The following is a 25,186-nucleotide window of genomic DNA, read 5'->3' on the forward strand; positions in this document are numbered from 1 at the left end:
CCGGGACGGGCGACACGTCCGTGGCCTGTGACGGACTGGCCCAGGCCGTCCGCAACAACGAGAACTTCATCGCCGGCCAGCGGGCCGATCCCGACGCTCAGTCGGCGGCGCGGATCGCCAACCGGGAAGCGGTGATCAAGCAGATCAACGTCCAGCAGAAGGCGGCGGGATGCGCCGAGGGCTCCGGCGACTCGGACCAGGCAGCCGACGCTCCTGCCCAGCCCCCGGCCGGACAAGGGCAGGGGCAGGCGGCGGGCGGCGGTTCCGGCGAGACGGTCTGCGCCGGGCAGAACCTCACCTTCTCCAACGACGGCGGGGCCCCGGCGGCCTCCAGCGGTGAACTGCCCATCGGCACCAGGATCAAGGTCACCAACCTGGCCAACGACAAGACCACCACCGTCGAGGTCACCTCCACATCCGGCAGTTGCGCGCTACTGAACGCCGCTGCCTTCGAGCAGGTCCGCGAGCCCGGAAAGAACGTGATCCGGCAGGTGCGCATCGAACGCCTCGGCGCGGCTGCCGGCGGAGGCCAGGCCGACGGCGAGCAAAGCGGTGGAGACCAGGGCGTCCAGCCCCCGGCCACGGGCAACGGCGGTGGCCGGGGCGGCAACGGTCAGGGGAACGGCGCTGTCGGCGAGGTCGTCTGCCAGGGCTCGACCGTGACCCTCTCCGGTGAGGCCGGCGCCCCCGCGGCATCCAGCGGCACCTTCCCCGTCGGCACCAAGCTCAAGGTCACCAACCTCGACAACGACAAGTCGACCACGGTCGAGGTCACGTCCGCCTCCGGAAGCTGCGCGCTACTCAACAACGCGGCCTTCGAGCAGGTCCGCGAGCCCGGCAAATTCCTGATCCGCAAGGCACGCATCGAACGCGTCGGCTGAACCGGGTGTATACGACGGCGTCGGGATCCGGCGCCGTCGTACACCGGTCCGGTGCGCCGCGCCGACGCGGCGCGCGGGCACCAGCGGACGGACGAACCGAGTAACACGGGGTTCACAATCGGGCAATGGACGGGAAATCCCGAGTTGCCAAGCTGCGCCTCATACCCTGCAGCACGTGCAAAGGATGAGGCCCCCCGTGACGTTCATCAAGGCTGAGTACATCTGGATCGACGGCACCGAGCCGACCGCGAAGCTCCGCTCCAAGACGAAGATACTGACCGGCGCCGTCCCCGGGGTCGACGAGCTGCCCATCTGGGGCTTCGACGGATCCAGCACCAACCAGGCCGAGGGCCACGCATCCGACTGCGTGCTGAAGCCCGTGTTCTCCTGTCCGGACCCGATCCGCGGCGGCGACCACATCCTGGTGCTCTGCGAGGTCCTGAACACGGACATGACCCCGCACCCCTCCAACACCCGCGCCGAACTGGCTGAGATGGCGGAGCGGTTCGCGGCCCAGGAGCCGGTCTTCGGCATCGAGCAGGAGTACACCTTCTTCGACGGCGACCGTCCGCTCGGCTTCCCGGCGGGCGGCTTCCCGGCGCCGCAGGGCGGCTACTACTGCGGTGTCGGCGTGGACGAGATCCACGGCCGTGACGTGGTCGAGGCCCACCTGGAGAACTGCCTCAAGGCGGGTCTTGGCATCTCCGGCATCAACGCCGAGGTCATGCCCGGCCAGTGGGAGTTCCAAGTCGGCCCGCTGGCGCCGCTTGAGGTCTCCGACCAGCTGTGGGTGGCCCGCTGGCTGCTCTACCGCACCGCCGAGGACTTCAACGTCTCCGCGACCCTCGACCCGAAGCCGGTGAAGGGCGACTGGAACGGCGCCGGCGCGCACACCAACTTCTCCACCAAGGCGATGCGCGAGGGCTACGACGCGATCATCACCGCCTGTGAGTCGCTGGGCGAGGGCTCCAAGCCGCTGGACCACGTCAAGAACTACGGCGCCGGGATCGACGACCGCCTCACCGGTCTGCACGAGACCGCCCCGTGGAACGAGTACAGCTACGGCGTCTCGAACCGCGGCGCATCGGTCCGTATCCCGTGGCAGGTCGAGAAGGACGGCAAGGGCTACATCGAGGACCGCCGTCCGAACGCCAACGTCGACCCGTACGTGGTGACCCGGCTGCTGGTGGACACCTGCTGCTCCGCGCTGGAGAAGGCCGGCCAGGCCTGACCGCGCCGATCCCGTGGTGACGGGCCGCCCACCGGATTCCGGTGGGCGGCCCGTCCGCTGTCAGCGGGCTCTGCCATGGCGGTGCACATGCTTGCGATCACCGTGCAGACCGAGCACCAGCGGCGCCACGCCAGGAACCGTCCCGGCCCGCATCGACTGCCGTGGATGCGGACGTGCCTCAGACCTGCGCCCCGGCCCGCCTCCGTGCCACGAATCCGAGCGCGATGTCGATCACGAGGAAGGCCAGCAGGCTGATGCCGAGCAGCGGCACGAACCAGCCGACCAGCGCCGTCACCGCGGCCAGCGGCAGCAGCATGGTCACCGGCACCTTGCGCCAGGCGCCGCGCGGCATCGGCCGACCGGCGCTCAGCTTGCGCTCCTTCGTGGGCCTGCGCAGCCACCACATGCGGTAGCCCCAGCCCACCAGGAACATCAGCGCCACGGCGAGTGCCGCGAGAGCCAGCTGGTTGACCAGGCCGAAGGTGTAGCCCATGTGCACGTCGATGCCGAACCGGGTCAGCTTGGCGAGCAGCGGGTAGTCCTCGAACGGCAGCGTGTCCATCACCCGTCCGTCGGCGGGGTCGACGGCCACCGCGTCGAGGTGGACCGGGAACTCCCGGTCGCGCTCCTTGACCACATAGCCCTGACCCTCACTCGGCAGGGTGATCTGGATCTGCTCCTCGACACCTTCCGCCCGCGCCGCCTCGACCACCTTGTCCAGGCCGATGTCCGGGCCGGTGTGCGGGGTGGTGCCGTGTCCGGCACCGTGGCCCTGGTGGGCGCCGCCGGATTCCTGGCCGTCCAGTGCGGCGGAGACCGCGGGGGTGGATCCGCCGAGCTGGGTCTGGATCTTGTCGATGTTGGCTCCGGCGTAGGTCGACCAGGTCAGTCCGGTTGCGGAGAGCACCAGCAGACCGAGCACGGCCCACAGGCCGACGGAACCGTGCCAGGAGAGCGTCCTGCGGCGACCGGTGGCGGAGCGGTCGGGCAGGGCCAGCGCCTTGCGGCTCGTCCGCTTGCGGCCGAACCAGAGCAACAGGCCGCCGAGGGCCACGACCCACATCCAGCTCGCGGCCATCTCGCTGTAGAGCCGACCGGTCTCGCCGAGCTGGAGGTTCGAGTGGAGCCCCGACAGCCAGGTGCGAATCGGCAGCGCGTCGCCGGAGGTCTCCAGTTGTCCCCGCACCTTTCCGGTGTAGGGGTCGACGAAGACGGTGAGTTCCTTGCCCTCGGCGACCTCGGGGCTCTGCATGAGCACCCTGGTGGTCGCACCCTCCTCAGAGGACGGCCACACGGCGGTGACCGTGCCCTCGGGGTGTGCCTCGCGGGCCGCGGAGAGCTGGGTGTCGAGCGGGATGGCGGCGGAGCCCGCATCGGTGGTCAGCTCATGGCTGTAGAGCACCTTCTCGGCGGGCAGCGAGAGGGCGTACAGCAGTCCCGTGGTGGCGGCTATGAACAGCAGCGGGGCGACGAGCACTCCCGCGTAGAAGTGGATGCGCAGTACGAGCGGTCGCAGCGCGCTCCAGGTGGAGGGGCGGGGAACCGGTGCGGTTGCGGTGTCCGGTGAACTTGCGTTCGGTTCTTCTGGTCTTACGGAGTCGTCAATGGCCATGACAGTCTCGACAGTCCTCGGGTTCGTGCGTTGACATGGGGAGTCGCGGTCCCCGGTCAGGCGTACGCTCCGGGGGCCGTGTCGCTGGGGACGGACCGCCACGGCGGACCACGCCGTGACAGTGCGTGGGCGAGGACGACTCCTTCGAGGCGCCGGGCGGCTCGGGTCCGGGACGGTGCGGACCGTCCCGGAAGCTCCGGCACCCGGACGAAGGCGAGGGCCCGGCGCACTCTGCGCAGGGGCGCGAAGGCGAGGCAGCCGACGGTGCGGGCGAGCTGGAAGAAGGCCGACTCGCCGCGTGCGAGCCACAACGCGCACACCAGGGCACCGATGACATGGGCGGCGACCATGCCGATGGACGGAACGAAGGGTGCGGGCGCCAGGACGGCCGGCTCGCCGACGGCACCCGCCACGGCGTCCAGCGGCATGGGGTCCGAGCCCATCGGGTGGGTATGGCCGCCGTCATGCGCCGAGGTGGTGTGGATGTCGGAGCCGGTGAACAGCAGGTGCAGGGTGCCCTGGACCGTCAGCAGTCCGGCGCCGATCGAGAACGCGCCCCTGCGGCGGGTGCCCGCCAGCCAGGCCGCTCCCCCGCTCACCACGAACGCACCGGCCAACACGGCGCCCGGCAGATCATGCCCAGACAGGGACGAATGCCCCATCGCCGCCAAAGTCGAGCACACCGCCGCGAAAAGCGCGGCTCGGAGGGTGCGCATCAGCGACCGGGAATCCGTCATGGCCCGGACATGGTGCCATCATGTCCGCCGGTAACGGCAGACCAGGGTCCCGACGAGTACGCCGCGAGTTCCTGATTCCCCTGGTAGCGGACATGTTTTCCTGCGAGCGGAAAGCCTCCCCGGCAGGGCCGCCGAGGCGGCAGAGTCCCGATCATGAGACTTCTTGTGCTGGGCGGTACCGAGTTCGTGGGCAAGGCTGTCGTGGAGGCGGCGCTCGCACACGACTGGCAGGTGACGGTGTTCCACCGGGGGCGGCATCCGGCCCCGGACGGGGTGACCGTGTTGCACGGCGACCGGGAGGCGCCGGGCGGGTTGAAGGCGATCGAAGAGGAGGCACGGGGAGACTGGGACCTGGTGGTGGACACCTGGTCGTCCGCGCCGCGGGCCGTACGGGCCACGGCCGGGCTGCTTGCCGACCGTGCGCGGTACTACGCCTATGTGTCCAGCCGCTCCGTCTACGCGTGGCCGCCGACGGCGGACATGGCCGAGGACGGGCCGCTGGTCACCGGCGCCGCCCCCGACGCGGAGGCCACCGACTACGCCCGCGACAAGCTGGGCGGCGAGCTCGCTGCGGTCGAGGCGTTCGGCGCGGAGCGCTCCCTGCTGGCACGGGCCGGCCTGATCCTCGGCCCCTGGGAGAACGTGGGGCGGCTGCCGTGGTGGCTGAACCGGGTGGCCCAGGGCGGCCCGGTGCCCGCGCCCGGCCCTCGCGACCTTCCGCTGCAGTACATCGACGCACGCGATCTGGCGGTGTGGCTGCTGAACGCTCCGGGCCGGGGGTTGTCGGGCGCGTACAACACCGTGAGCACGCCCGGACACACCACGATGGGCGAGCTGCTCCATGAGTGCGTCCGGGTCACCGGAGCTGATGCGCGGCTTTGCTGGCTCGACGAGGAGACGATCACGGGTGCCGGGGTCGCGCCCTGGACCGATCTGCCGATCTGGATCCCGCGCGGGGAGCCGCATGACGCAATGCACCAAGCCAACGTGTCCAAGGCCCTGGCCGCGGGTCTGCATTGCCGCCCGGTGGCGGAGACGGTCGCGGACACCTGGGCCTGGCTGCGCTCGCTGGACGGGGCACCGCCGCTGCGTACGGTGCGCAGCCCTGCAGGCCTGACGCCCGAGCAGGACGCGGCACTGCTGGCCGCGCACCGCGTCTGACCCACCACCGTGCCGTCCCGGTTCCGACTCGGACTCCGACCGGCCCCGCCGTCGATCCGGCGGGGCGGGCGCGAGGTCTCTACGACTTCCACCCGGTTTGCGCACAGAGAATCCTACGAATCCCTCGGACCGCTGAACGCTGCTCCGGACCCGCCCGTATGGAACGACGCGCTACCCCTCCCGGGATTGGAGTTCCATGGGACGCACATCACGCAAACGCTCGACGCTGGCAAACCGGGCGATCGCCGCCTCGGCTGCCCTCATCATGGGCGGGGGTGGGTTGGTAGCGGCCAATTACTACGCTTCCGCAGGGGAAAGCTGGACCGGCCAACGCCCGCTCCAGTCCACGAACGGCTGGCAGTCGGTGTCCACCATCGACTGCCCCGACGTCGGAAACGAGATCCAAGAGGTACCCCAGCAGGTACGGGGATCGGTTGACCGCCAACTCGCCACGCTGGATTCCCAGATCACCAGGGCCTACCAGAGATTCGCCGAGAACAGGCAGCGGGTGCAGAGCGACCGCGGCTACGGCCAGCAGCAGATCCTGACGCCGCTGCGAAACGAGCGCCAGGTGATCATCCAGCGGATCATCGCCCTACTCGAACAGCAGCGTGCCGCACAGAAGTCCCAGCAGCTCCAGAAGATGGCATCCTGCGAACTGCGCGCGGACGACGACAACGGCGGCCGGCAGCAGAACGGCGGCCAGGGCCAGGCCGACAACCAGGGCCAGGGCCAGAACAACGGTGGCGGCGACGGCGGGCAGCAGGGCGAAGCAGGCCAGGCCGGCAACGGCCCGGAGGCCGGCGACTTCGTGGACATCACCACCGTCCAGCCGAACGTCCGGAACCCCCGCAAGCTTCGCAACGCGTCCCGTGGCGTCTTCGCGACCAGTTGCGGAACGAACCAGAACGGCAAGTTCAACCCGGACAACGTCATCGTGGCGCCGGGTGTGAGCAACGGCGCCCACCATATGCACGACTATGTGGGCAACCAGGCCAACGACGCCTTCGCCAGCGACGACGACCTCGCCAACGGCCAGACGACCTGCCGCAACCAGGGTGACAAGTCGACCTACTACTGGCCGGTGCTGCGTGTGCAGAACGGCCAGGACGAGAACGACGCGCAGGCCGACGGCGGCGGCAAGGACAAGAACGTCGGCGAGATCCAGACGCCGGCCCAGGTGACGCTGAACTTCGTCGGCAGCCCGGTGGGCAAGGTCACCGCGATGCCCCGGTTCCTGCGCATCATCACCGGTGACGCCAAGGCGTTCGTGAACGGCAACGCCAACGCGAACGCGTCATGGAGCTGCACGGGCTTCGAGAACCGCCAGCTCAAGGACAAGTACCCGATCTGCCCGCAGGGCAGCAAGGTGGTGCGTTCGTTCAAGTTCCAGAGCTGCTGGGACGGCCAGAACACGGACAGCGCCAACCACCGCACGCATGTGGCCTTCGCCGACCGGAACGGCCGCTGCCAGAACGGCTTCAAGGCCATTCCGCAGCTTGTGCAGCGGATCGTGTACAACGTGCCGCCGCCGGTCTTCGACGGGGACAATCCGAGCGTCTTCGCGGTCGACTCGTTCCCCGAACAGCTGCACAAGCCGGTCACGGACCACGGCGACTTCATCAACGTCTTCAACGACAACCTGATGAACAAGATGGTCGACTGCATCAACACCGGCCGTAGCTGCCGATAACGGCTCTACCACAGCCGGAAGGGGCCCGCCGTGACCGGCGGGCCCCTTCCGGTGTGCGCTCCCGGCGCCGGAGGCACCGGGAGCGTGGGCGAATCGGAAGAATCCGTCCCGCCGACGGAGTGGACGACAGGGCGGATGACCGGGACGGGAACTCAGCTGTGCCCCGAGTGCTCGCCACCGGAGTGCTCGCCGCCGGTGTCGCCGGTCCCTGAGCCGCCGTTGCCGCCGCCGGTGTGCCCGTCGTGCGACGTGCCGGTCTCCACATCCCCGCCGAGCCGTTCACGCAGCGCCGCGACCACCTTCTCGTCGCCGCTGACGACCCACCTGCGGCCGACCAGATAGGTCCCGCCGTAGTCGTTGGCCTCGTTGATCCACTCACGCTGGCCCCGGTCGGTCGCGAAGGTGCTCAACACATATGTGCCGTCCTTCGTTTCGCAGTTGGCCTGCCGGATCTCCTCGGCGTCCGTGGAGACATTCGGCTCGCAGGAGACCTTGGCCGCGAGCTCCTCCAGACTTCCCGTCGCCGTCTTGGGCACGTCGGCGGCCTTCTCGTCACCCTGGACACAGCCCGTGGCGGCCGCGACGACGGTGAGGGCGAGCGCGGCCAGGGCTATCGGGGCGGTGCTTCGACGTCGATCCGTACGCATCCGGCCATCCTGCCTGCTCACCTCCCCCCTGTCACCGGGCAACAGGAGTAACGCGCGGTAACGTGCTGCACGGAACACCCTGACCCCAGAACAGGGCCAGAGAGACGGATCACGCAAACCGGTCGGGCGGCGGGCCGGCTCCGCGGCTCAGGGCAGCAGCCAGTCCGCCGCGAGCGCGGCCGCCAGGCCGACGCCCAGCAGCCAACTGCCCAGCCGGGTCCGGCCGTGGCGGCTCAGTTCGATCACGACTCCGCAAAGGATCATGGCCAGCCCGTAGACCCCGACCACCAGGACGGACGTGCGGCCGGCGAGCCGCACCACGAGCACGGAGGCCAGGGTCACCAGCAGCGCGGACGCCACGGCGATCCGCACCACCCGCGCCTGGCGGGGGGTCATACCGGTGGGCTCCGGGCGTGCTTCCGACTCGTGCGCTTCCCGGGCATCCGGGTCATCCGGAGCCTCCGACTCCGGTACCGGGGCTTCCTGGTCAGATGCGCTCATATCACCGGAGCGTACCCGGAGTACCGCGGAAGTCGATCACCGACCGCCGATGACCGGCGCTGACCGGCCGTTTAGGCTGTCCGCATGACGACCGGGGTTCGCCGCAGGATGGGCGTCGAAGAGCGCAAACAGCAGCTGATCGGGGTGGCGCTGGAGTTGTTCAGCCACCGCTCCCCCGACGAGGTGTCCATCGACGAGATCGCCACCGCCGCGGGGATCTCACGCCCGCTCGTCTACCACTACTTCCCCGGCAAGCAGAGCCTGTACGAGGCCGCCCTGCGCCGTGCGGCGGACGATCTGGCGGCCCGCATCGTGGAACGGCACGAAGGGCCGCTCGGCGGACGGCTGCTGCGCGTGATGCACCGGTTCTTCAGCTTCGTGGACGAGCACGGCCCGGGCTTCTCGGCCCTGATGCGCGGCGGCCCGGCGGTCGGGTCCACCCGGACCAACGCCATGATCGAAGAGGTGCGCGGGGCCGCCTCCGACCACCTCATGGCCCACCTGGGCGTCACCGATCCGCCGCCCCGGCTGCGCCTGGTGGTCCGTTCCTGGGTGTCGCTCGCCGAATCGACCGCGCTGATCTGGCTGGACGGACGGGAGATTCCCCGGCGCGAGCTCGAACGACAGCTGGTGCACGACTTCGTGGCACTGGTCGCCGTACCCGCGGCGTACGACCCCGTCATGGCGGATGTGCTGGCGCGTCTGCTCGACGGCGAACCTGCCGACGGGCCCTTCGCCGAGCTGGTCGGCCGGATGGCGGCCCTGGTGCCGCAGGCGGCGGACCTGCCGGGGCAGCGCGCCTGAGCCGGTGGGCTCGGGCGCGCCGCCCCTGGGATCAGGTCGGATCAGCCGCGTGTGAACACCGCGACCGATCGGCCTGGCACCGTGAAGGTCCCCGAGTCACCCGCGAAGGAAGCCGACTTCACGACGGTGTCGGCGCCCGCGGCCTGCACCGGGTGCAGGGCGTAGGAAGTGCCCGCGAGTGCCTCGACCCGCTGCTTGTGCGTCACCGGCGTGGCGTTGAAGACCACCACCAGCTTCCCCAGCCGCATGGTGATCACGCCCGGTGCCTCGTCCGTACCGGAGAGCGGGAAGGACAGCGCCGACTGCACGGCGTCCGCCGTGGCGAGCCCGAACACCGACTCGTCTGCCCGGATCCGCAGCAGATCGCGGTATGCGGCGGATGCTCCGGTGATCGGATCGCAGCCCGGGTCGAGCGCCGCGTTGGTCAGCAGCGGCTTGGCGTAGGGCCATTTGGACTTGTTGTCGGACGCGGGCGGCAGCCCCCGGCCGAATCCGTTGCCGTCCCGGCAGTCCCAGTGGACGGCGTTGAACCAGTCGCCGCTGTCGTAGGAGTTGCGGTCCAGCGACTTCGAGCGGAGCAGATCCGAGCCGGCCTGGGAGAGCGCCGGCCCCTGGGAGAGGACCGCCGTCGCCATGGCCAGCACCTGCATCCGCGCCCGGTCGGCGGCCGTGACCGTCGGCGGGAGTTTGTACGCGAGCGCGTCGTACAGGGTCTCGTTGTCATGCGCGTCGGCGTAGGCGAGGGCGTCGCCTGGCGCGGCGGCGTATCCGGCAGGAGCGCCGTTGTAGTCGACCTCGGAGCCCTTGACCGTGCGCCCGGCGGTGTCGGTGAAGGTGTACGAGGCGAGGTTCCCCGACAGCCCGACCTTGATGAGGTCCTGGTAGTGCAACAGCCGGGCCCGCTGCTCCTCCGGACTGCCGTTGGCCTTGGAGGCACCCGGTTCGGTGAACAGTCCGGAGGCGAAGCCCCGGATCCCCGGGTCCTCGTCGAACGGCCCGCCGCCGCGTACGGCGTCGCGTGCCCGGTCGGAGAAGGTGGCGATGCCGGTTCCGGCCATGTTCTTCTGGGTGGCCTGGACGAAGCGGGCGTCGTCGGCGATCTCGCCGAAGTTCCAGCCCTCGCCGTACAGCACGATGCTCCTGCCGTCGACACCGTCCTTCGCCGGGGTGAGCGCGTCGAGCGCCTTGCGGACGGCCAGGATGTTGGCCTTGGGGTGGTGGCCCATGAGGTCGAAGCGGAAGCCGTCGACCTTGTACTCCCTGGCCCAGGTGACGACCGAGTCCACGACGAGCTTGCCCATCATGGCGTTCTCGGGCGCGGTGTTGGCACAGCATGTGGAGGTGGCCACGCTGCCGTCGGCGAGCAGCCGCTGGTAGTAGCCGGGCACGATCCGGTCCAGTACGGACTTGGCGTCCTGGCCACTGGCGACGGTGTGGTTGTAGACCACGTCCATGACGGTGCGCAGTCCGGCACCGTTCAGGCCCTGGACCATCTGCCGGAACTCGACGGTGCGGCGGGTGCCGTCGGGGTCGGAGGCGTACGAGCCCTCGGGGACGGTGTAGTGCAGCGGGTCGTAGCCCCAGTTGTAGGCGTCCTTGGCGGCTGCCCCGGTGACGCACGCCTGCTGCTCGGCGGAATCGGGGGCGTGGGCGGTGAGGTCGCAGTCCGGGGTGGACTGGTCGGACCTCCGCTCCGGGATGGTTCCGATGTCGAAGGCGGGCAGCAGGTGGACGTACGAGGTGCCGCTGTCCGCGAGCTGCTTCAGGTGCCTCATACCGGCGGACTCGCGGTCGGTGAAGGCCAGATAGCCGCCGGGGTGCTTAGCCGTGCGGTCCGCGATCGAGAAGTCGCGTATGTGCAGCTCCTGGATCTGCGCGTTCCGCAGCGGCACGGCGGTGGGCTTGCGGAGGGCGGCCCAGCCCTTGGGGGCGAGCCGGGGGTCGGCGAGGTCGGTGACGAGGCTGCGGGTGGAGTCGGTGGTGAGGGCCGTCGAGTAGGGGTCGGTGACCCTGTTGGTGACGAGTTCGCGGACGCTGGGCGCCCAGACGGTGACGGCGTAGCGGTACGGCTTTCCGCGCCAGCTCGCCGGACCGGTGACCGACCAGACGCCGGTGGTGTCGTCGCGGCGCATCGGCACGCTCCGGCCGTCGAGTTCGAGTGCCACCTCGCGGGCGGTCGGCGCCCAGACGGACAGGGTGGGGCGGTTGCCCCGGAAGACGGGTCCGAGTTCGGCGTCCTCGGCCTCGCCCGCGTACAGGTCGTCCAGCACACCCGGGATCTGCACCCCGGTCGCGGCGAGCAGGGCGCCTGCTTCGTTGCGCTGGGTGGCGACGAGCTGGCCGCGCAGCGCGTCACGCACCCGGTCGCGGTCGCGCGGGTCGACGGTGAAGGCCGGGTAGTCCTTGAGGTGCGGGTATTCGGCCCGCTGGGCGTCGCTGAGGGCGGACGGGGTGAGGCGGAGCCACTGGCCTTCGTCGTTCAGAGCGCCGTCGACCACCTCGATGCCGCCGCGCGGGGCGTGGACGAGCTGCTGGCTGGTGGCGTCGGTGGCGTTCACCTTCCAGACGACGGTGTCGCGGTCGATGAACTGGGCCTCGGCCTTCGCCAGGTCGAGTGAGGGGGCTCCGCCGGTCACCGGAAGCAGGTACTTCTGCTGTCCGGCGAGCATCCACACCTCCCGGCCGTGGCTCGCGAAGGAAAGCGACTGGTCGTTCGGCAGGTCCTTCTCGTCGCCCTTGTGGACGATATAGCTGAGCGAGGTGGCGCCTTCGGCGAGCGGGACCTCGAACGTCACCCCGTACGCGTCCTGGCGTACCGGCATCAGTGGCTTGGACCAGTCGGTGGGCTCGGCGGCACCGGTCCAGGTGTGCAGACCCCAGCCGTCGTAGTCCCCCTCCCCAGAGCCTCCGGCCTGGGAGGTACCCCCAGGCCGCCGGTAGTGCAGCACGGCTTTCCTGGTGTCCTGCGGAGGGTAGGCGCCGTCGGGCGCGGTGTCGGACTGGCCGTCCCGGCCCTGCGTGATCCAGACCTCACCGGTGCGGCCGAGGTCGATGGTGCGCTGGGGCCCTTCGGCGGTGCCGTCCTTCTCCACGGTGTACGCGATGGTGGCGGCGCCTTCGGGGACCTTGACCCAGGCGAAGGCGCCGTAGGCGTCCCGGCCGGTGAAGGCGGCGGTGGTTCCGGCGGCCTTCAGCTGCCAGCCGTCGTAGTCTCCCCCGGAGCCTTCGGCCTGGGAGGTACCCCCGGTCCGCTGGTAGTGGACCACGGCGTAGTCGCGCTGGACGGCCGTCGGCTTGCCCGGCGGCGGGACCCGGCCCGCCGTGGAGGACGCCAGGGCGCCTGCGGTGCGGCCCAGGATGTCGACGGCCACCGCCTTGTAGCGCAGCGGGGTGCCGGCGGGAGCCGTGATGTGCTGGGTGACCTTGTACGGGGCGTGGTCGGCGGTGCCGAGTGTGCGCCACTTGCCGTTGCCCGTCTGGGCGGTGAACACCACCCGGTTGAGCTGCCCGCCCCTGACGTCGGCGGTGAGCTCGACGATGCCGGTGGCCCCGGCTGCCGGGGCCTTCAGGGTCAGAGACGGCTTGGCGGCGGGTGCGGCGAGCGGCGCGGTGGCGCGCAACACCAGCGAGGACAGCGCGGGCACCGTGACGGTGATCTTCCCGTCCTCGGCACCGACCGAACCGGCGCCCGAACCGCCGTACAGGACACGGAAGTCGGCCGCGTCCACGGGCAGGGTCACCGTCTTCGGAGCGGTGGCGTTGTTGGTGGCGACGACGTACTCGACGCGTTGCCGGGGGTCCGTGCGGGAGAACGCGTACACGGACTTCTCGGCGCCTCCGGCGTACCTCTCCTGCTGGACGCCGTCGCGCAGCGCCGGGTGCTGTCGGGTCAGCAGGGAGAGCGCGGCGATCGAGCGGTAGACCGGGTGCGAAGGATCGTAGGCGTCCTCGGCGTGGGTGCGGTCGGTGCCGAGCTGGTCGTCGTCCAGGTAGTCGGCGGTCTTCGAGGCGAAGAGGGTCTGGCGGGCGTCCTTGTCGCCGCCCGCGCCGGTGAAGCCCTGTTCGTCGCCGTAGTAGACCACCGGGTTGCCCCGACCGAGGAACATCAGCTCGTTGGCGAGCCGGGCGCGCTTCAGCAGTTCGGCGTCGTCGGCGCCGGGGTTGTCCTGCTTGAGGAAGGTACCGATACGGCCCATGTCGTGGTTGCCGAGGAAGGTCACCTGCTCATAGGCGTTGGCCTTGTCGGTGGTGTACCGGTAGTCGTCGGCGAACACCTTCGCGAGCCGGTCGGCGCCGGCGCCCTGGGAGGCGTAGGCGCGGGCCGCGTCCTGGAAGGGGAAGTCGAGCGTGGCGTCCAGGCGTCCCCGGGTGACGTAGGGGGAGGTGACTGCCGTGTCGGCGGAGTAGACCTCGCCGAACATGAAGAAGTCCTCCCGGCCGCGCTTCGCCGCGTAGGCGTCGAGAGCGGTGGCCCACTGGGTCCAGAAGTCCAGGCCGACATGTTTGACGGTGTCGATACGGAAGCCGTCGATCCGGAAGTCGCGGACCCACTTCTCATAGATCTTCTCCATACCGTCCACGACCTCGGGACGCTCGGTCCACAGGTCGTCGAGGCCGACGAAGTCGCCGTACTCGGCGCTCTCGCCTGCCCAGGTGGAGTCGCCCCGGTTGTGGTACATCGTGGGGTCGTTCAGCCAGGCGGGGACCTTGGCGATCCGGCCGGGCCCCTGGACCGGGGTGTACGGAAAGGAGTCCGCGTCCACCTTCCCGGCCGCCGCGTGGTCGGCGCGGTCGTCGAAGGGGCGCCCGTCCTCGTCGAGATAGGGGTACGCGCCCTTGGGGCGGTAGCCGTACTTCTTCTCGGCGTAGTCGACCGTGTCGGCGGTGTGGTTGGTGATGACGTCGAAGAAGACCTTCATGCCCTTGGCATGGGCCTTGTCGATCAGCTTCGTCAGATCGGCGTTGCTGCCGAAGTGCGGGTCGACCTGGGTGAAGTCGGTGATCCAGTAGCCGTGGTAGCCGGCCGACGCTCCCCCAGAGCCTTCGGCCTGGGAGGTGCCCCCCTTGCCCGTGCCCTGCACGGGCCGGTTCTTGAAGATCGGGGCCAGCCAGATGGCGGTGGTGCCGAGGCCTTTGATGTAGTCGAGCCGCTGGGTGAGCCCTTTGAGGTCGCCGCCCTGGTAGAAGCCCTTGTCCTCGGGGTCGTGGCCGGTCTCCAGCCGCGAACCGCTGAGACCGCCGCGGTCGTTGGCCCGGTCACCATTGGCGAAACGATCCGGCAGGACGAAGTAGAACTGCTCCCGGGTCAGATCGTGCCGGCTCGGCTCGGCAGCGAGCTGCGCGTCGCCGGGAGGGGCCGGGGGCTTGGCCGCCGCCGCGGGTACGGCCGGCGCGAGCGCCGCGCACAGGGCGGCGGCGAGCGTGGCCGCGACTGCTCTGCGCCTGCCGCGCAGGGGGCGTATCACAGGGGCTCTCCGAGAATCGTGGATGGTGTGCCGCTCCGCGCGCAGCGGGGTCGAGAACGCGCGGAGCGGCAGATCAGGGGGTGGGGCGGTGGAGTCGCGGTTCAGTCGCGCCAGGTGTCGTTCAGCGTGACCGTGCCGCTCGCGGGCACGGTGGCCGTGCGGTTGGCACCGCTCTCCCAGACGACGCCTCCGTTCCCGTCCTTGCGGATGTACTTGTACGCGAAGGCCGTGCCCGCGGGCAGGCTGACATCGAGCTTCCACACCGGGTAGCCCGCCGGGTCCAGCTTCAGCGCGGTGCCGGTGTTCCAGTTGCCGAGGGCCGCCTGGTCACCGGTGACATGGATGTTCTCGCCCCACGCGGTGGTGGCGTCGACGCCGAACGAGACTCCCGCGACGCCGGTCGAGCCGCCGCAGTCGCGCGCGCCCGTGTGCAGCGCGACGGCGGTGCCGGCGGCGACGGTGCGGGTGAACCGTCCCACCGCGTCGACCGTGACGCCCTTGCCGGACTGGATGTCGCAGTACTCGCCCGCGGGCAGCGAGGTCTGGAACGTCCGGGTCAGCGGCGACGGCTCGTGGTTGATGGCCACGAAGGCCTTGTCACCGCGCCCGAAGGCGATCGCGTCCCCTCCGTTGTCCCACCAGTTCGTGACACCCTGACCGTGGGCCACGTTCCTGAAGGCGACCATCGAGGAGATCCCGCGCCAGGCGTGCTGGCACTTCCAGCCGTCGCTGTAGCAGGCGTTCACCGTGCCGCCGTTCGGCGGTCCGGCGTCCCGGTCGGACCACTCGTAGCCGGAGTGGACGTCCGGGGAGCCGTACGGCCAGGCCAGCATGAAGACATTGGCGAGGGTGTAGCTCGCGCCGTCCTTGTAGCTGAGGGTGTCACCGACGCGCTCGGTGTCGTGGTTGTCCACGAAGACGGCGGACTGCCCGCTCGGCATATGGCCCCAGCCCTCGCCGAAGTTCTTGAGGTAGGCGAGGTTCTCACTGGTGAAGACCCGCTTGAGGTCGCGGGCGTAGCGGAATTCCTGCACGTCGCCGTTGCCGAGGTACTCGCTGGGTGAGACGGCTTCGCCTGCCCCGTGGATGGCCTCCTGCTTCCAGTAGGCGCCAGGATCGCTGAGTTTGGTCTTGATGGCGGCGAGGTCGAACGCAGGCATGTGCTTGGCGGCGTCGATCCGGAAGCCGTCCACCCCCAGCGACAGCAGGTCGTTCAGATAGCCCGCGATCCTGGTGCGGACGTGCTCCTCGCCGGTGTCGAGGTCGGCTAGCTGGACCAGTTCGCAGTTCTGGACGTTGGCGCGGTCACGGTAGTCGGTGACCTGCGCGGTGCAGTCGTCCATGTCCGACGACGAGTACAGACCGGGGTAGCCGTACTTCGTATACGCCGAACCACCCGTGCCCGTGCCGCTTCCGGCGGCCATGTGGTTGATGACGGAGTCGGCGACGACCTTGACGCCCGCCGCGTGGCAGGCGTTCACCATCGCGGAGAACGAGGCGCGGTCGCCGAGCCGTCCCGCTATCCGGTAGCTGACGGGCTGGTAGGACGTCCACCACTGCCCGCCCCGTATGTGCTCCTGGGGCGGGGAGACCTGGACGTATCCGTAACCGGCCGGCCCGAGCGTCTCACTGCAGGCGCGGGCGACCGAGTCGAAGCGCCATTCGAAGAGGACGGCGGTGACGTCCTTGCTGCCCGGCGGGGCCGCCTGCGCGGCTCCCGGTGGCGCGAGCACCACTGTCGCCGCGCCTGCCACAAGGGCGAGGGCGGCAGCCAGGGTTCTGCTGGCCATGTGGTTCCTCCTGCGGCTCAGGAAGGGGGTTGTGGTGGGAACGGAGGGCCTGATGGGGCTGGGGAGGCGAGGATTGAATATTCTTGCTGAAACTTGCAAGACCCTCTGCGCAGGTGACCGTAGGGCCCACGGGTCAATCGGTCAACAGTTTGGACATCCACTGGACTCACGGAAGACATGAGACCGCAAGAAATTGCACTGCGGGGCGGGCTCCAGGCACGCGTCACCGCAGCGCGCTGAAAGAGCCGCCGCCAGGGCCGAACGATGGCGGTGTCGAACGACCCGAAGGGCGCCTGTCGCACGGCAGAACGGCGGGCGCCGGTCAGCCCGACGACGGCCACCGGCCGGCGGCAACGGAATCCCGTCGGGAAGCTCGGGAGCGCCGGTCAGTTCACTCGATCCGCTGGAGGAGGTCGGCTTCCAGGACCCGGGCAGCCGGGTGCGTCATGATCGTGAGTGCCACGGCCCGGCCATGTCCCGGCAACCCGGTACCTTCCGCCACGAGGGAGCCATCACACTGACTCCGGTGAGCTCGACCTCGGCGAGATCATCGAAAGCGCCGGCCCCCGTAACGCCGACGGCTCGCTCTGACGGGAAGGCGACCACGGCAGGGAACAACGAAAGGCAGCGGGGACCTCCGCGGCGCCACCTCAGCGCGAAGGCCGGGCCGTCGAGCCCCGTACCACCAGCTCCGGTTGGAACAGGTACTCCGTGGTCGGCACCGGATTGCCCCGGATCTCCTCCAGCAGGGCGCCCACCGCCGTCGAGGCCATCGCGTGCACCGGCTGGCGCACCGTGGTCAGCGGTGGGTCGGTGAAGGCGATCAGCGGGGAGTCGTCATAGCCGACCACCGACACATCGCCCGGGACGTCGAGTCCCCGCTCGCGCACGGCGCGGATCGCGCCGAGAGCCATCATGTCGCTGCCGCAGACAATGCCGGTGCAGCCCGCGTCGATCAGCTCGGCCGCCGCGGCATGGCCGCCTTCGACACTGAACAGGGTGTGCCGGACATACCTCTCGGCATCCGATCCCGCCGTGGCGAGGAAGCCCTCCGTCTTGCGGCGGGACGGCACATAGCGAGCCGGGCCGACCGCGAGGCCGATCCTTTCGTGGCCCAGTTCGGCGAGATGGCGCACCGCCATGGCGGCGGCCATCTGGTCGTCGGTCGAGACGAAGGCGGCCGAGATCCGCTCGTTGTGGCCGTTGACAAGGACGAACGGGACCTTGCGGGCGGCGAGTTCGGCATAGCGGGCGGGGTCGGCCGAGGTGTCGGCGTGCAGGCCGGAAAGGAAGACGATGCCGTCGACGCCGCTCTCCTCCAGCTGTTCCACCAACTCGTCCTCGGTCGCCCCGCCGGGCTGCTTGGCACACAGCAGCGGGGTGTAACCGTGGCCGCTCAACGCCTGCTCGACGACCTGCGCGAACGCCGGGAAGATCGGGTTGGTGAGCTCGGGCACCACCAGACCGACCAGACCGTCGCCGCGTCTGCGCAGCCTTACGGGACGCTCGTAGCCGAGTATGTCGAGCGCCGCCAGCACCCGGGTCCTGGTGGCGGCCGATACGCCCGGCTTCGCGTTGAGCACCCGGCTGACCGTGGCCTCGCTGACCCCCGACTGGGCCGCGAGGTCCGCGAGCCGGGGAGCGGCCGTCCCTGTGCCGCCGCTCCTCGGCCGGGGGACGGTCACACCGCCCACCACACCGTGCTGTCCGCGGGCAGGCGGACCGTCCCGTCACCGAACCAGGGGGTGGCCGACGACAGCAGCGCCGTTCCCGGTACGGGCAGTTCCACGTCGGCGTCGGTGGTGTTGGTGGTGCAGAGGAAGCCGTCTCGGGCCAGGACGAGTACGCCTTCGGGCGCGTCCAGCCAGGTCACCGCGTCACCCGCGCCGAGGCCTGGGTGCTCGCGGCGGACGGCGAGTGCCGCCCGGTACAGCTCGAGTGTCGAACCGGGCACACCGGTCTGCGCCTCCACGCTCAGCTCACCCCACGAGTCCGGCTGCGGAAGCCAGCTGCCGCCGCTGCCGAAACCGTACGACGAACCCGAGCGTGTCCACGGGATCGGCACACGGCAGCCGTCGCGGAACCCGTCCTGGCCCTCGGCGCGGAAGAACGACGGGTCCTGGCGCACCTCGTCGGGCAGGTCGGTGACATCGGGCAGGCCGAGCTCCTCACCCTGGTAGATGTACGCGGATCCGGGCAGCGCCAGCATCAGCAGCGTCGCCGCGCGCGCCCGCCGCAGCCCGAGTCCGCGGTCGCCCTGCTCACGCAGCTGGGTACCGAGGCCGGGCGGGTTGGCGAAGCGGGTCGCGTGCCGGGAGACATCGTGGTTGGACAGCACCCAGGTGGTCGGGGCGCCGACCGGGCGCATCGCGGCGAGTGAGCCGTCGATGACCTCGCGCAGCTCCTTCACGTCCCAGTTGGCGGTGAGGTACTGGAAGTTGAAGGCCTGGTGCATCTCGTCGGGGCGTACATAGAGCGCGGTGCGCTCCACGGTCGGGGTCCATGCCTCGGCGACGAGGACACGCTCGCCCTCGTACTCGTCCAGGATCCGCCGCCAGGAACGGTAGATCTCATGTACTCCGTCCTGGTCGAAGAACGGCATGACGTCGCTGCCGAGCAGCTTCAGCTGGTCGCTGCCGCCGACGTCGGGCAGTCCGGGTGCCTTCACCAGACCGTGGGCGACGTCGACACGGAAGCCGTCGGCGCCCAGGTCGAGCCAGAAGCGCAGGATCGAGCGGAACTCGTCCTGGACGGCGGGGTGCTCCCAGTTGAGGTCGGGCTGCTCGGGCGCGAAGAGATGCAGATACCACTCTCCGCCGGCCTCCGGCTGGGAGGCGCCCCCATTGCCGTCCGGCGCCTCGACCCTGGTCCAGGCCGGCCCGCCGAAGACGGACTCCCAGTCGTTGGGCGGCAGCTCGCCGTGCTCGCCCTTGCCGGGACGGAAGTGGAAGCGCTCGCGCAGCCGGGAGCCGGGGCCCTCGCGCAGGGCCTGCCGGAACCAGTCGTGCTGGTCCGAGCAGTGGTTGGGCACGAGGTCCACGATGACGCGCAGATCGAGCGCGTGTGCGGCGCGGATCAGCGCGTCGGCGTCGTGGAGGTTGCCGAACGCCGGGTCGATGGCGCGGTAGTCGGCGACGTCGTAGCCGGCGTCGGCCTGCGGAGAGGCGTAGAACGGGCTGAGCCAGACCGCGTCGACGCCGAGTTCCCTGAGATACGGGAGCCGGTCGCGTATGCCGGCGAGATCGCCCATGCCGTCGCCGTTCCCGTCGGCGAAGCTGCGCGGATAGACCTGGTAGATCACCGCGTCCCGCCACCAGCCGGTGTGCGTGCCACTGGTCGGATGGTGGGCGGGGGCGGCGAGGTGCTGGGTCATTTCGTCCCTGGGTGTGATCGGATGCGGAAGGTGTGGGGGGGGTTCCGGGAGAGCGGCGGGGATGTCGGGGGATCAGCCCTTGACGGCGCCGGCCGACACACCGGTCACCAGATGCCGCTGCGCGATCAGGAACACGATCGCGGCGGGGATCGCGATGAGCACGGACGCCGCGGTCATCGGGCCCCACTGGGCGCCGTACTGGTTCACGAACTTCTGGAGCCCGCCGGCCAGCGTCAGGTTCTCGTCGCCAACCATGAACGCGGAGGCGTAGGCCACCTCTCCCCAGGCGGTGATGAACGAGTAGAACGCAGTCACCGCGATCCCCGGCCTGGCCAGCGGCAGGATCAGCCGCCAGAACGTGCCGAACGGGGTGAGCCCGTCGACCTGGCCCGACTCGTCGATCTCGCGCGGGATGGTGTCGAAGAAGCCCTTCATCATCCAGGCACAGAACGGCACGGCGATGGTGAGGTACGTGATCACCAGACCGGCGGGTTCATTGAGCAGCCCCAGCCGGGACATGATGTTGTAGATCGGCACGATCAGCACCGCGACCGGGAACATCTGGGTGATCAGCAGGGTCCACATCAGCCCGCGCTTTCCGGGGAAGCGGAAGCGGCTGACGGCGTAGCCCGTGGTGGCGGCGACGAACACGCCGAGCACCGTGGTGAGACAGGCGACCAGCAGCGAGTTGACGAACCAGGTGAGGAACTCGGTGTCGGCGATCAGCTTGCCGTAGTTCTCGAACGTCGTCTCTTTGACGAAGTCGGTGGTGGACGCGTACTCGGCAGGCTTGAGCGAGGTCAGGAACACCCACAGCACCGGGAAGACCGCGACCACGGACGCGACGACCAGCGTCAGGTGCAGGGCGAGCGAGGCGAGCGGCGAGCGCCGGCCGCGCACCGGACGCTTCGCCCGTCGGGTCGGGGCGGCGGTCCGTGACGTGCCCGGCCGGACCGGAGCGTCGGTCGTCGTGGTCACCAGGTTTCTCCCTGCTTGCGGAGGACTCGTTGGTAGACCGCGGCGAAGAGCGTCAGGAGGACGAGGATCAGCACGCCCCAGGTGGAGGACTGCGCGAAGTCGCGCGGGCTGATCTCGAACGAGAACTTGTACGCCTGGGTCACCAGGATCTGGGTGGCCTCACCGGGACCGCCCCGGGTCAGCAGGAAGATCACCGGGAACATGTTAAAGGTCCAGATGGTGCTCAGCAGGATCACCGTGGTGGACACCGAGCGGAGCCCCGGCATGGTGATGTGCCGGAAGCGCTGCCAGGCACTCGCACCGTCCATCTCTGCGGCCTCGTAGAGCTCGCCGGGAATGGACTGGAGCCCGCCGAGCAGGGCGACCATCATGAACGGAACGCCGAGCCAGACGTTGACGGCGATCACCGAGACCTTGGCCATCATGGGGTCGTTCAGCCAGGGCACGGCGTCGATGCCACCGCCGGCGAGGATCTTGTTGAGCAGGCCGTTGTCCTCGTTGTAGAGGAAGCGCCAGGCGAAGACGGAGACGAACCCGGGCACGGCCCAGGGCAGGATCAGCATCATCCGGTAGAACGACCGGCCGGCGATCCTGCGGTTCAGGATGTTGGCGAGGGCGAGGCCGAGGCCGAAGGTGACGGCCACGCAGGAGACCGTCCACACCAGCGTCCACCCGAGGGTGCCGAGGAACTGGTCACCGGTGAGCGCGTCGGCGTAGTTGTCCAGACCGACGAACTCGTAGGTGGCCGGAAGGTGGTTGACACCGATGGACCGCTCGACGTTCCGCTCGTTGGCGTCGGTCAGCGACAGATAGGCGCCGCGGACGAGCGGATAGCCGATGATCACCCCGATCACGATCACCACCGGGGCGACCATGGTCCAGGCATACCAGTGGGTGGAGAGGGCGCGGCGGAGCCTGCCGGGCGGGGGCGCCGCTGACGAGTCGCGGCGACGGCCGCGGGCCCTGCCGGGCTCCGCGGCCTTCGCCACCGACTGGCCGCTGGTGTGGACAGCCATCAGTCGGTCTCTTCCCTTACTTCCAGTCCTTGAGGAGCTTGCGGTAGGCGTGGCCCGCCGTCGAGGCTCCCTTCTCCGGGGTGGTCTGGCCGGTGAGGACCTTGGTGTACTCGGTCACCAGCGGGGCGAAGAGGCTGCCGCCCTCGGGGATCCAGGGGCGCTCGACGGCCTTGTCGACGGCCGGCTTGAAGAAGCCGATGATCTCGTTGGCCGCGACCTTCGGCTTGCTGTAGACGGACTGACGGGTCGGGAGCAGGCTGAGCTCCTCGGCGACCTGGGTCTGGGCCTCGGCGGAGGTCATGTACTCGACGAAGGCGTAGGAGGCCTCGAGGTTCTTGGACCCCGCGTAGACGGCGAGGTTGTGGCCGCCCTGCGGGGCGCCCTGGCCGGCGGAACCGGCCGGGACCGGGGCGATACCGAGGTTGGCCTTGTCCTTGAACTCCTTGCCGGCGTAGGTGTCGGCGACGGCCCAGGGGCCGTTGATCATCATGGCGACCTTGCCGTCCTTGAAGGCCGACTGCATGTTGTTCCAGCCGTCGGTGGCGTCGGTCTTGGCGGCACCGGAGTCGACCAGGTCCTTGACGACCTTCATGGCCTTGACGCCGGCCGGGTCGTCCACCGTGATCTGCTTCTTCTCGGCGTCGACCAGGTCGCCGCCCTCCCCGTAGAGGAAGGACAGGAACCAGTAGGCGTCGTCGCCACGCAGGTACAGGGCCGTCTTGCCGGTCTTGTCCTTGATGGTCTTCGCGGCGGTCTTCAGCTCGGCGATGGTGGTGGGAGCCTTGACACCGGCGTCCTTGAAGATCTTCTTGTTGTAGAAGATGCCCATGGTGTCGATGACCTGCGGGACGGCGTAGGTCTTGTCGTTGTACCTCGTGGAGGCCGCGGCCTGCTTCAGGAAGTCCGACTCGTCCTTGAGGGCCGCGGTGCCGTCGAGCGGGGCGAGGTAGCCCAGGTCGGCGAACTCGGGGGTCCAGGCGACCTCGGAGCGGATGACGTCAGGGGCGCCGGAGCCGGACTGGGCGGCGTTCTTGAACTTGTTCTGCGCCTCGCCGAAGGGCACGTTCACATACTTGATCTTGACGTCGGGGTGCTTCTTGGCGAAACCGTCGGCCAGCTTCTTGAAGACCTTGTCCTCACTGCCGACGTTGGACGTGTCCCACCAGGTGACCGTGCCCGACAGCTTGCCGCCCGAGCTGTTCTTCGCACCCTCACTGCCGTCGCCGCCGCACGCGGTCGCAGAGAGCGCCAGGCTCGCGACCAGAGCGGTGGCCGCTATGCCACGTCGCATGTGAACTCCTTCGATGGGGCCGCACCATCACGGCGCCGATTCGTGGAGGAACGTAACAAGGTTGAAAGAAGACCGAAAGAGTTTGCGAGAGATTTCCGCAAGACGCGGGGATCGTTACATCCACGTGTCCCCAAGATTGCCGTCCGGGAGCTTGTCCGGCTGCCGATTCGCACGCTCCGGCCTCGCCCGATCGCAGTCCGTACCGCCTGACACCCGCTCCGCCGGCATCAGCAAGTGCTTCCGCAAGAGATTGCAGCACTGTTACCTTCAAGAGGGGTCGACGTCGAACCGTTCATCCCGGTTTACGCGTCCGCAGGCATCGGCAGCACCCGAAAGATCCGAAGGGACCGTCCATGACCCAGGAGCTCAGCACGGCCGCCCCGGCACACCTTCCCCGGCAGCGGGGCGACTGGTGGCGCGACGCCGTGATCTACCAGGTGTACGTACGCTCCTTCGCCGACAGCGACGGCGACGGCATCGGCGATCTGCGGGGCATCAGGGAGCGGCTCCCCCATCTCGCCGGGCTGGGTGTGGACGCGGTCTGGATCACGCCCTTCTACGCCTCCCCCCAAGCGGACGGCGGCTACGACGTCTCGGACTACCGAGCGGTCGACCCCCTCTTCGGTGAGTTGTCCGACGCGGACGACCTGGTCCGCGAGGCGCACCGGCTCGGGCTGCGGGTGATCGTCGACATCGTGCCCAACCACACATCGGACCGGCACCCCTGGTTCCGCGCGGCGCTCGCGGGCGGACCCGAGCGGGCGTACTACCACTTCCGTCCCGGCAAGGGCGAGCACGGCGAGCTGCCGCCCAACGACTGGGAGTCCGTCTTCGGCGGGGCGGCCTGGACCAGGGTCGAGGCGCCGGACGGCAATGGGGGCGCCTCCCAGCCGGAGGCCGGCGGAGAGTGGTATCTGCATCTCTTCGCGCCCGAGCAGCCCGACCTCAACTGGGAGCACCCCGCCGTGCACGAGGAGCTCGCCTCGGTGCTGCGCTTCTGGCTGGACCTTGGGGTCGACGGCTTCCGTATCGATGTGGCCCACGGAATGGTCAAGGCGGACGGGATGCCCGACATCGGTCTGCGCGAGCAGGCCAAGATGATCGGCGCGCAGGTGCTGCCGTTCTTCGACCAGGACGGTGTGCACGAGATCCACCGCACCTGGCGGCGGCTGCTGGACGGGTACGAGGGCGAGCGCATCGGGGTCGCCGAGGCATGGGCCCCGACGTCGGAGCGGCTGGCCCTGTACGTACGTCCGGACGAGATGCACCAGGCGTTCAACTTCCAGTTCCTGCGCTGCCCCTGGGACCCGGAGCGGATGCGGGAGATCATCGACGCCTCGCTCGCGGCCACCACGTCGGTCGGCGCCCCGACCACCTGGGTGCTGTCCAACCACGATGTGGTGCGGCACCCGACGCGCTACGGCGACGGAACCACCGGACTGCGGCGGGCCCGGGCCGCTGCGCTGCTGATGCTGGCGCTGCCCGGGTCGACGTACATCTACCAGGGTGAGGAGCTCGGCCTGCCCGAGGTCACCGACCTGCCCGACGAGGTGCGCCAGGACCCGTCGTTCTTCCGCGCCGAGGGCCAGGACGGGTTCCGCGACGGCTGCCGTGTGCCGATCCCGTGGACACGCTCGGGTTCGTCGTACGGTTTCGGCAGCGGCGGCAGCTGGCTTCCGCAGCCGGACTCGTGGGGTGAGCTGAGCGTGGAGGCGCAGACCGGTGTGCCCGGTTCGACACTCGAGCTGTACCGGGCGGCACTCGCCGTCCGCCGCGAGCACCCAGGCCTCGGCGCGGGTGACGCGGTGACCTGGCTGGACGCGCCCGAAGGCGTACTCGTCCTGGCCCGAGACGGCTTCCTCTGCACCACCAACACCACCGACGCCGACGTGGAACTGCCCGTACCAGGAACGGCGCTGCTGTCGTCGGCCACCCCCTGGTTCGGTGACGGGACGGTCCGCCTGCCCGCGGACTCCAGCACTTGGTGGGCAATCTGAGATGCGACC

The 25,186-nt window shown here is 69.7% G+C and carries 17 protein-coding genes; 6 read left to right on the forward strand and 11 right to left on the reverse strand.

From position 1 onward, the window contains the following. Window positions 1-143: 143 nt before the first annotated feature. Together V1460_RS27350 and glnII are read left to right on the forward strand one after the other, a co-directional pair. Entirely contained in the window at window positions 144-881 is a 738-nt protein-coding gene (locus V1460_RS27350) for a hypothetical protein (protein ID WP_407077639.1), read from the forward strand. 196 nt (window positions 882-1,077) lie between these two features. Then, complete coding sequence (gene glnII / locus V1460_RS27355; protein ID WP_338676279.1) at window positions 1,078-2,112, forward strand: glutamine synthetase; 1,035 nt, start codon at window positions 1,078-1,080, stop codon at window positions 2,110-2,112. Window positions 2,113-2,290: 178 nt separating this feature from the next. On the opposite strand, the gene V1460_RS27360 is transcribed toward glnII, so the two are convergent. Next, complete coding sequence (locus tag V1460_RS27360; protein WP_338676280.1) at window positions 2,291-3,724, reverse strand: PepSY domain-containing protein; 1,434 nt, start codon at window positions 3,722-3,724, stop codon at window positions 2,291-2,293. 56 nt (window positions 3,725-3,780) lie between these two features. After that, window positions 3,781-4,461: a hypothetical protein gene (locus V1460_RS27365; RefSeq protein ID WP_338676281.1), complete on the reverse strand. Its 681-nt coding sequence runs from the start codon at window positions 4,459-4,461 to the stop codon at window positions 3,781-3,783. A gap of 153 nt (window positions 4,462-4,614) precedes the next feature. Here V1460_RS27365 and V1460_RS27370 point away from each other — a divergent pair, with 153 nt between their 5' ends. After that, on the forward strand, window positions 4,615-5,622 hold the full coding sequence (locus V1460_RS27370) for an NAD-dependent epimerase/dehydratase family protein (protein ID WP_338676282.1): 1,008 nt from the start codon (window positions 4,615-4,617) through the stop codon (window positions 5,620-5,622). 196 nt (window positions 5,623-5,818) lie between these two features. Then, window positions 5,819-7,315, forward strand: a complete 1,497-nt coding sequence (locus tag V1460_RS27375; RefSeq protein ID WP_338676283.1) for a DUF1996 domain-containing protein — start codon at window positions 5,819-5,821, stop codon at window positions 7,313-7,315. Between the two features lie 152 nt (window positions 7,316-7,467). Here the strand turns inward: V1460_RS27375 and V1460_RS27380 are convergent, their stop codons facing one another. Both V1460_RS27380 and V1460_RS27385 read right to left on the reverse strand, forming a co-directional pair. Beyond that, window positions 7,468-7,962 carry a hypothetical protein gene (locus V1460_RS27380; protein ID WP_338676284.1) on the reverse strand — a complete coding sequence of 165 codons (495 nt, stop codon included), beginning with the start codon at window positions 7,960-7,962 and terminating at the stop codon, window positions 7,468-7,470. A 147-nt stretch (window positions 7,963-8,109) separates the two neighbouring features. After that, on the reverse strand, window positions 8,110-8,463 hold the full coding sequence (locus V1460_RS27385; protein WP_338676285.1) for a hypothetical protein: 354 nt from the start codon (window positions 8,461-8,463) through the stop codon (window positions 8,110-8,112). An 84-nt stretch (window positions 8,464-8,547) separates the two neighbouring features. Between V1460_RS27385 and V1460_RS27390 the strand changes: the two genes are divergently transcribed. Next, a complete protein-coding gene (locus V1460_RS27390) occupies window positions 8,548-9,267 on the forward strand; it encodes a TetR/AcrR family transcriptional regulator (protein WP_338676286.1) in 720 nt (239 codons plus the stop codon). 41 nt (window positions 9,268-9,308) lie between these two features. On the opposite strand, the gene pulA is transcribed toward V1460_RS27390, so the two are convergent. From pulA to V1460_RS27425, 7 genes are all read right to left on the reverse strand, one after another. Continuing rightward, window positions 9,309-14,732, reverse strand: a complete 5,424-nt coding sequence (pulA, locus tag V1460_RS27395) for a pullulanase-type alpha-1,6-glucosidase (protein WP_338676287.1) — start codon at window positions 14,730-14,732, stop codon at window positions 9,309-9,311. Between the two features lie 101 nt (window positions 14,733-14,833). Continuing rightward, window positions 14,834-16,522 (reverse strand): carbohydrate-binding module family 20 domain-containing protein, encoded by a 1,689-nt coding sequence (locus V1460_RS27400; RefSeq protein ID WP_338676288.1) that lies wholly within the window; start codon window positions 16,520-16,522, stop codon window positions 14,834-14,836. Between the two features lie 650 nt (window positions 16,523-17,172). Further along, window positions 17,173-18,216, reverse strand: a complete 1,044-nt coding sequence (locus V1460_RS27405; protein ID WP_338676289.1) for a LacI family DNA-binding transcriptional regulator — start codon at window positions 18,214-18,216, stop codon at window positions 17,173-17,175. Beyond that, window positions 18,204-19,895 carry a glycoside hydrolase family 13 protein gene (locus tag V1460_RS27410; protein ID WP_338676290.1) on the reverse strand — a complete coding sequence of 564 codons (1,692 nt, stop codon included), beginning with the start codon at window positions 19,893-19,895 and terminating at the stop codon, window positions 18,204-18,206. The genes V1460_RS27405 and V1460_RS27410 overlap by 13 nt, the downstream gene beginning before the upstream one ends. Before the next feature lie 72 nt (window positions 19,896-19,967). After that, window positions 19,968-20,873, reverse strand: coding sequence for a sugar ABC transporter permease (locus V1460_RS27415; RefSeq protein ID WP_407077538.1), 906 nt, complete (start codon window positions 20,871-20,873; stop codon window positions 19,968-19,970). Continuing rightward, window positions 20,870-21,889, reverse strand: coding sequence for a sugar ABC transporter permease (locus tag V1460_RS27420; protein WP_338676291.1), 1,020 nt, complete (start codon window positions 21,887-21,889; stop codon window positions 20,870-20,872). Before V1460_RS27420 ends, V1460_RS27415 begins: the two co-directional genes overlap by 4 nt. Before the next feature lie 16 nt (window positions 21,890-21,905). Further along, on the reverse strand, window positions 21,906-23,180 hold the full coding sequence (locus V1460_RS27425) for an extracellular solute-binding protein (protein WP_338676292.1): 1,275 nt from the start codon (window positions 23,178-23,180) through the stop codon (window positions 21,906-21,908). A gap of 353 nt (window positions 23,181-23,533) precedes the next feature. Between V1460_RS27425 and V1460_RS27430 the strand changes: the two genes are divergently transcribed. After that, window positions 23,534-25,177 (forward strand): glycoside hydrolase family 13 protein, encoded by a 1,644-nt coding sequence (locus V1460_RS27430; RefSeq protein ID WP_338676293.1) that lies wholly within the window; start codon window positions 23,534-23,536, stop codon window positions 25,175-25,177. Window positions 25,178-25,186 lie beyond the last annotated feature (9 nt).

Source organism: Streptomyces sp. SCSIO 30461 (genome assembly GCF_037023745.1).
Classification (GTDB): Bacteria; Actinomycetota; Actinomycetes; order Streptomycetales; family Streptomycetaceae; genus Streptomyces.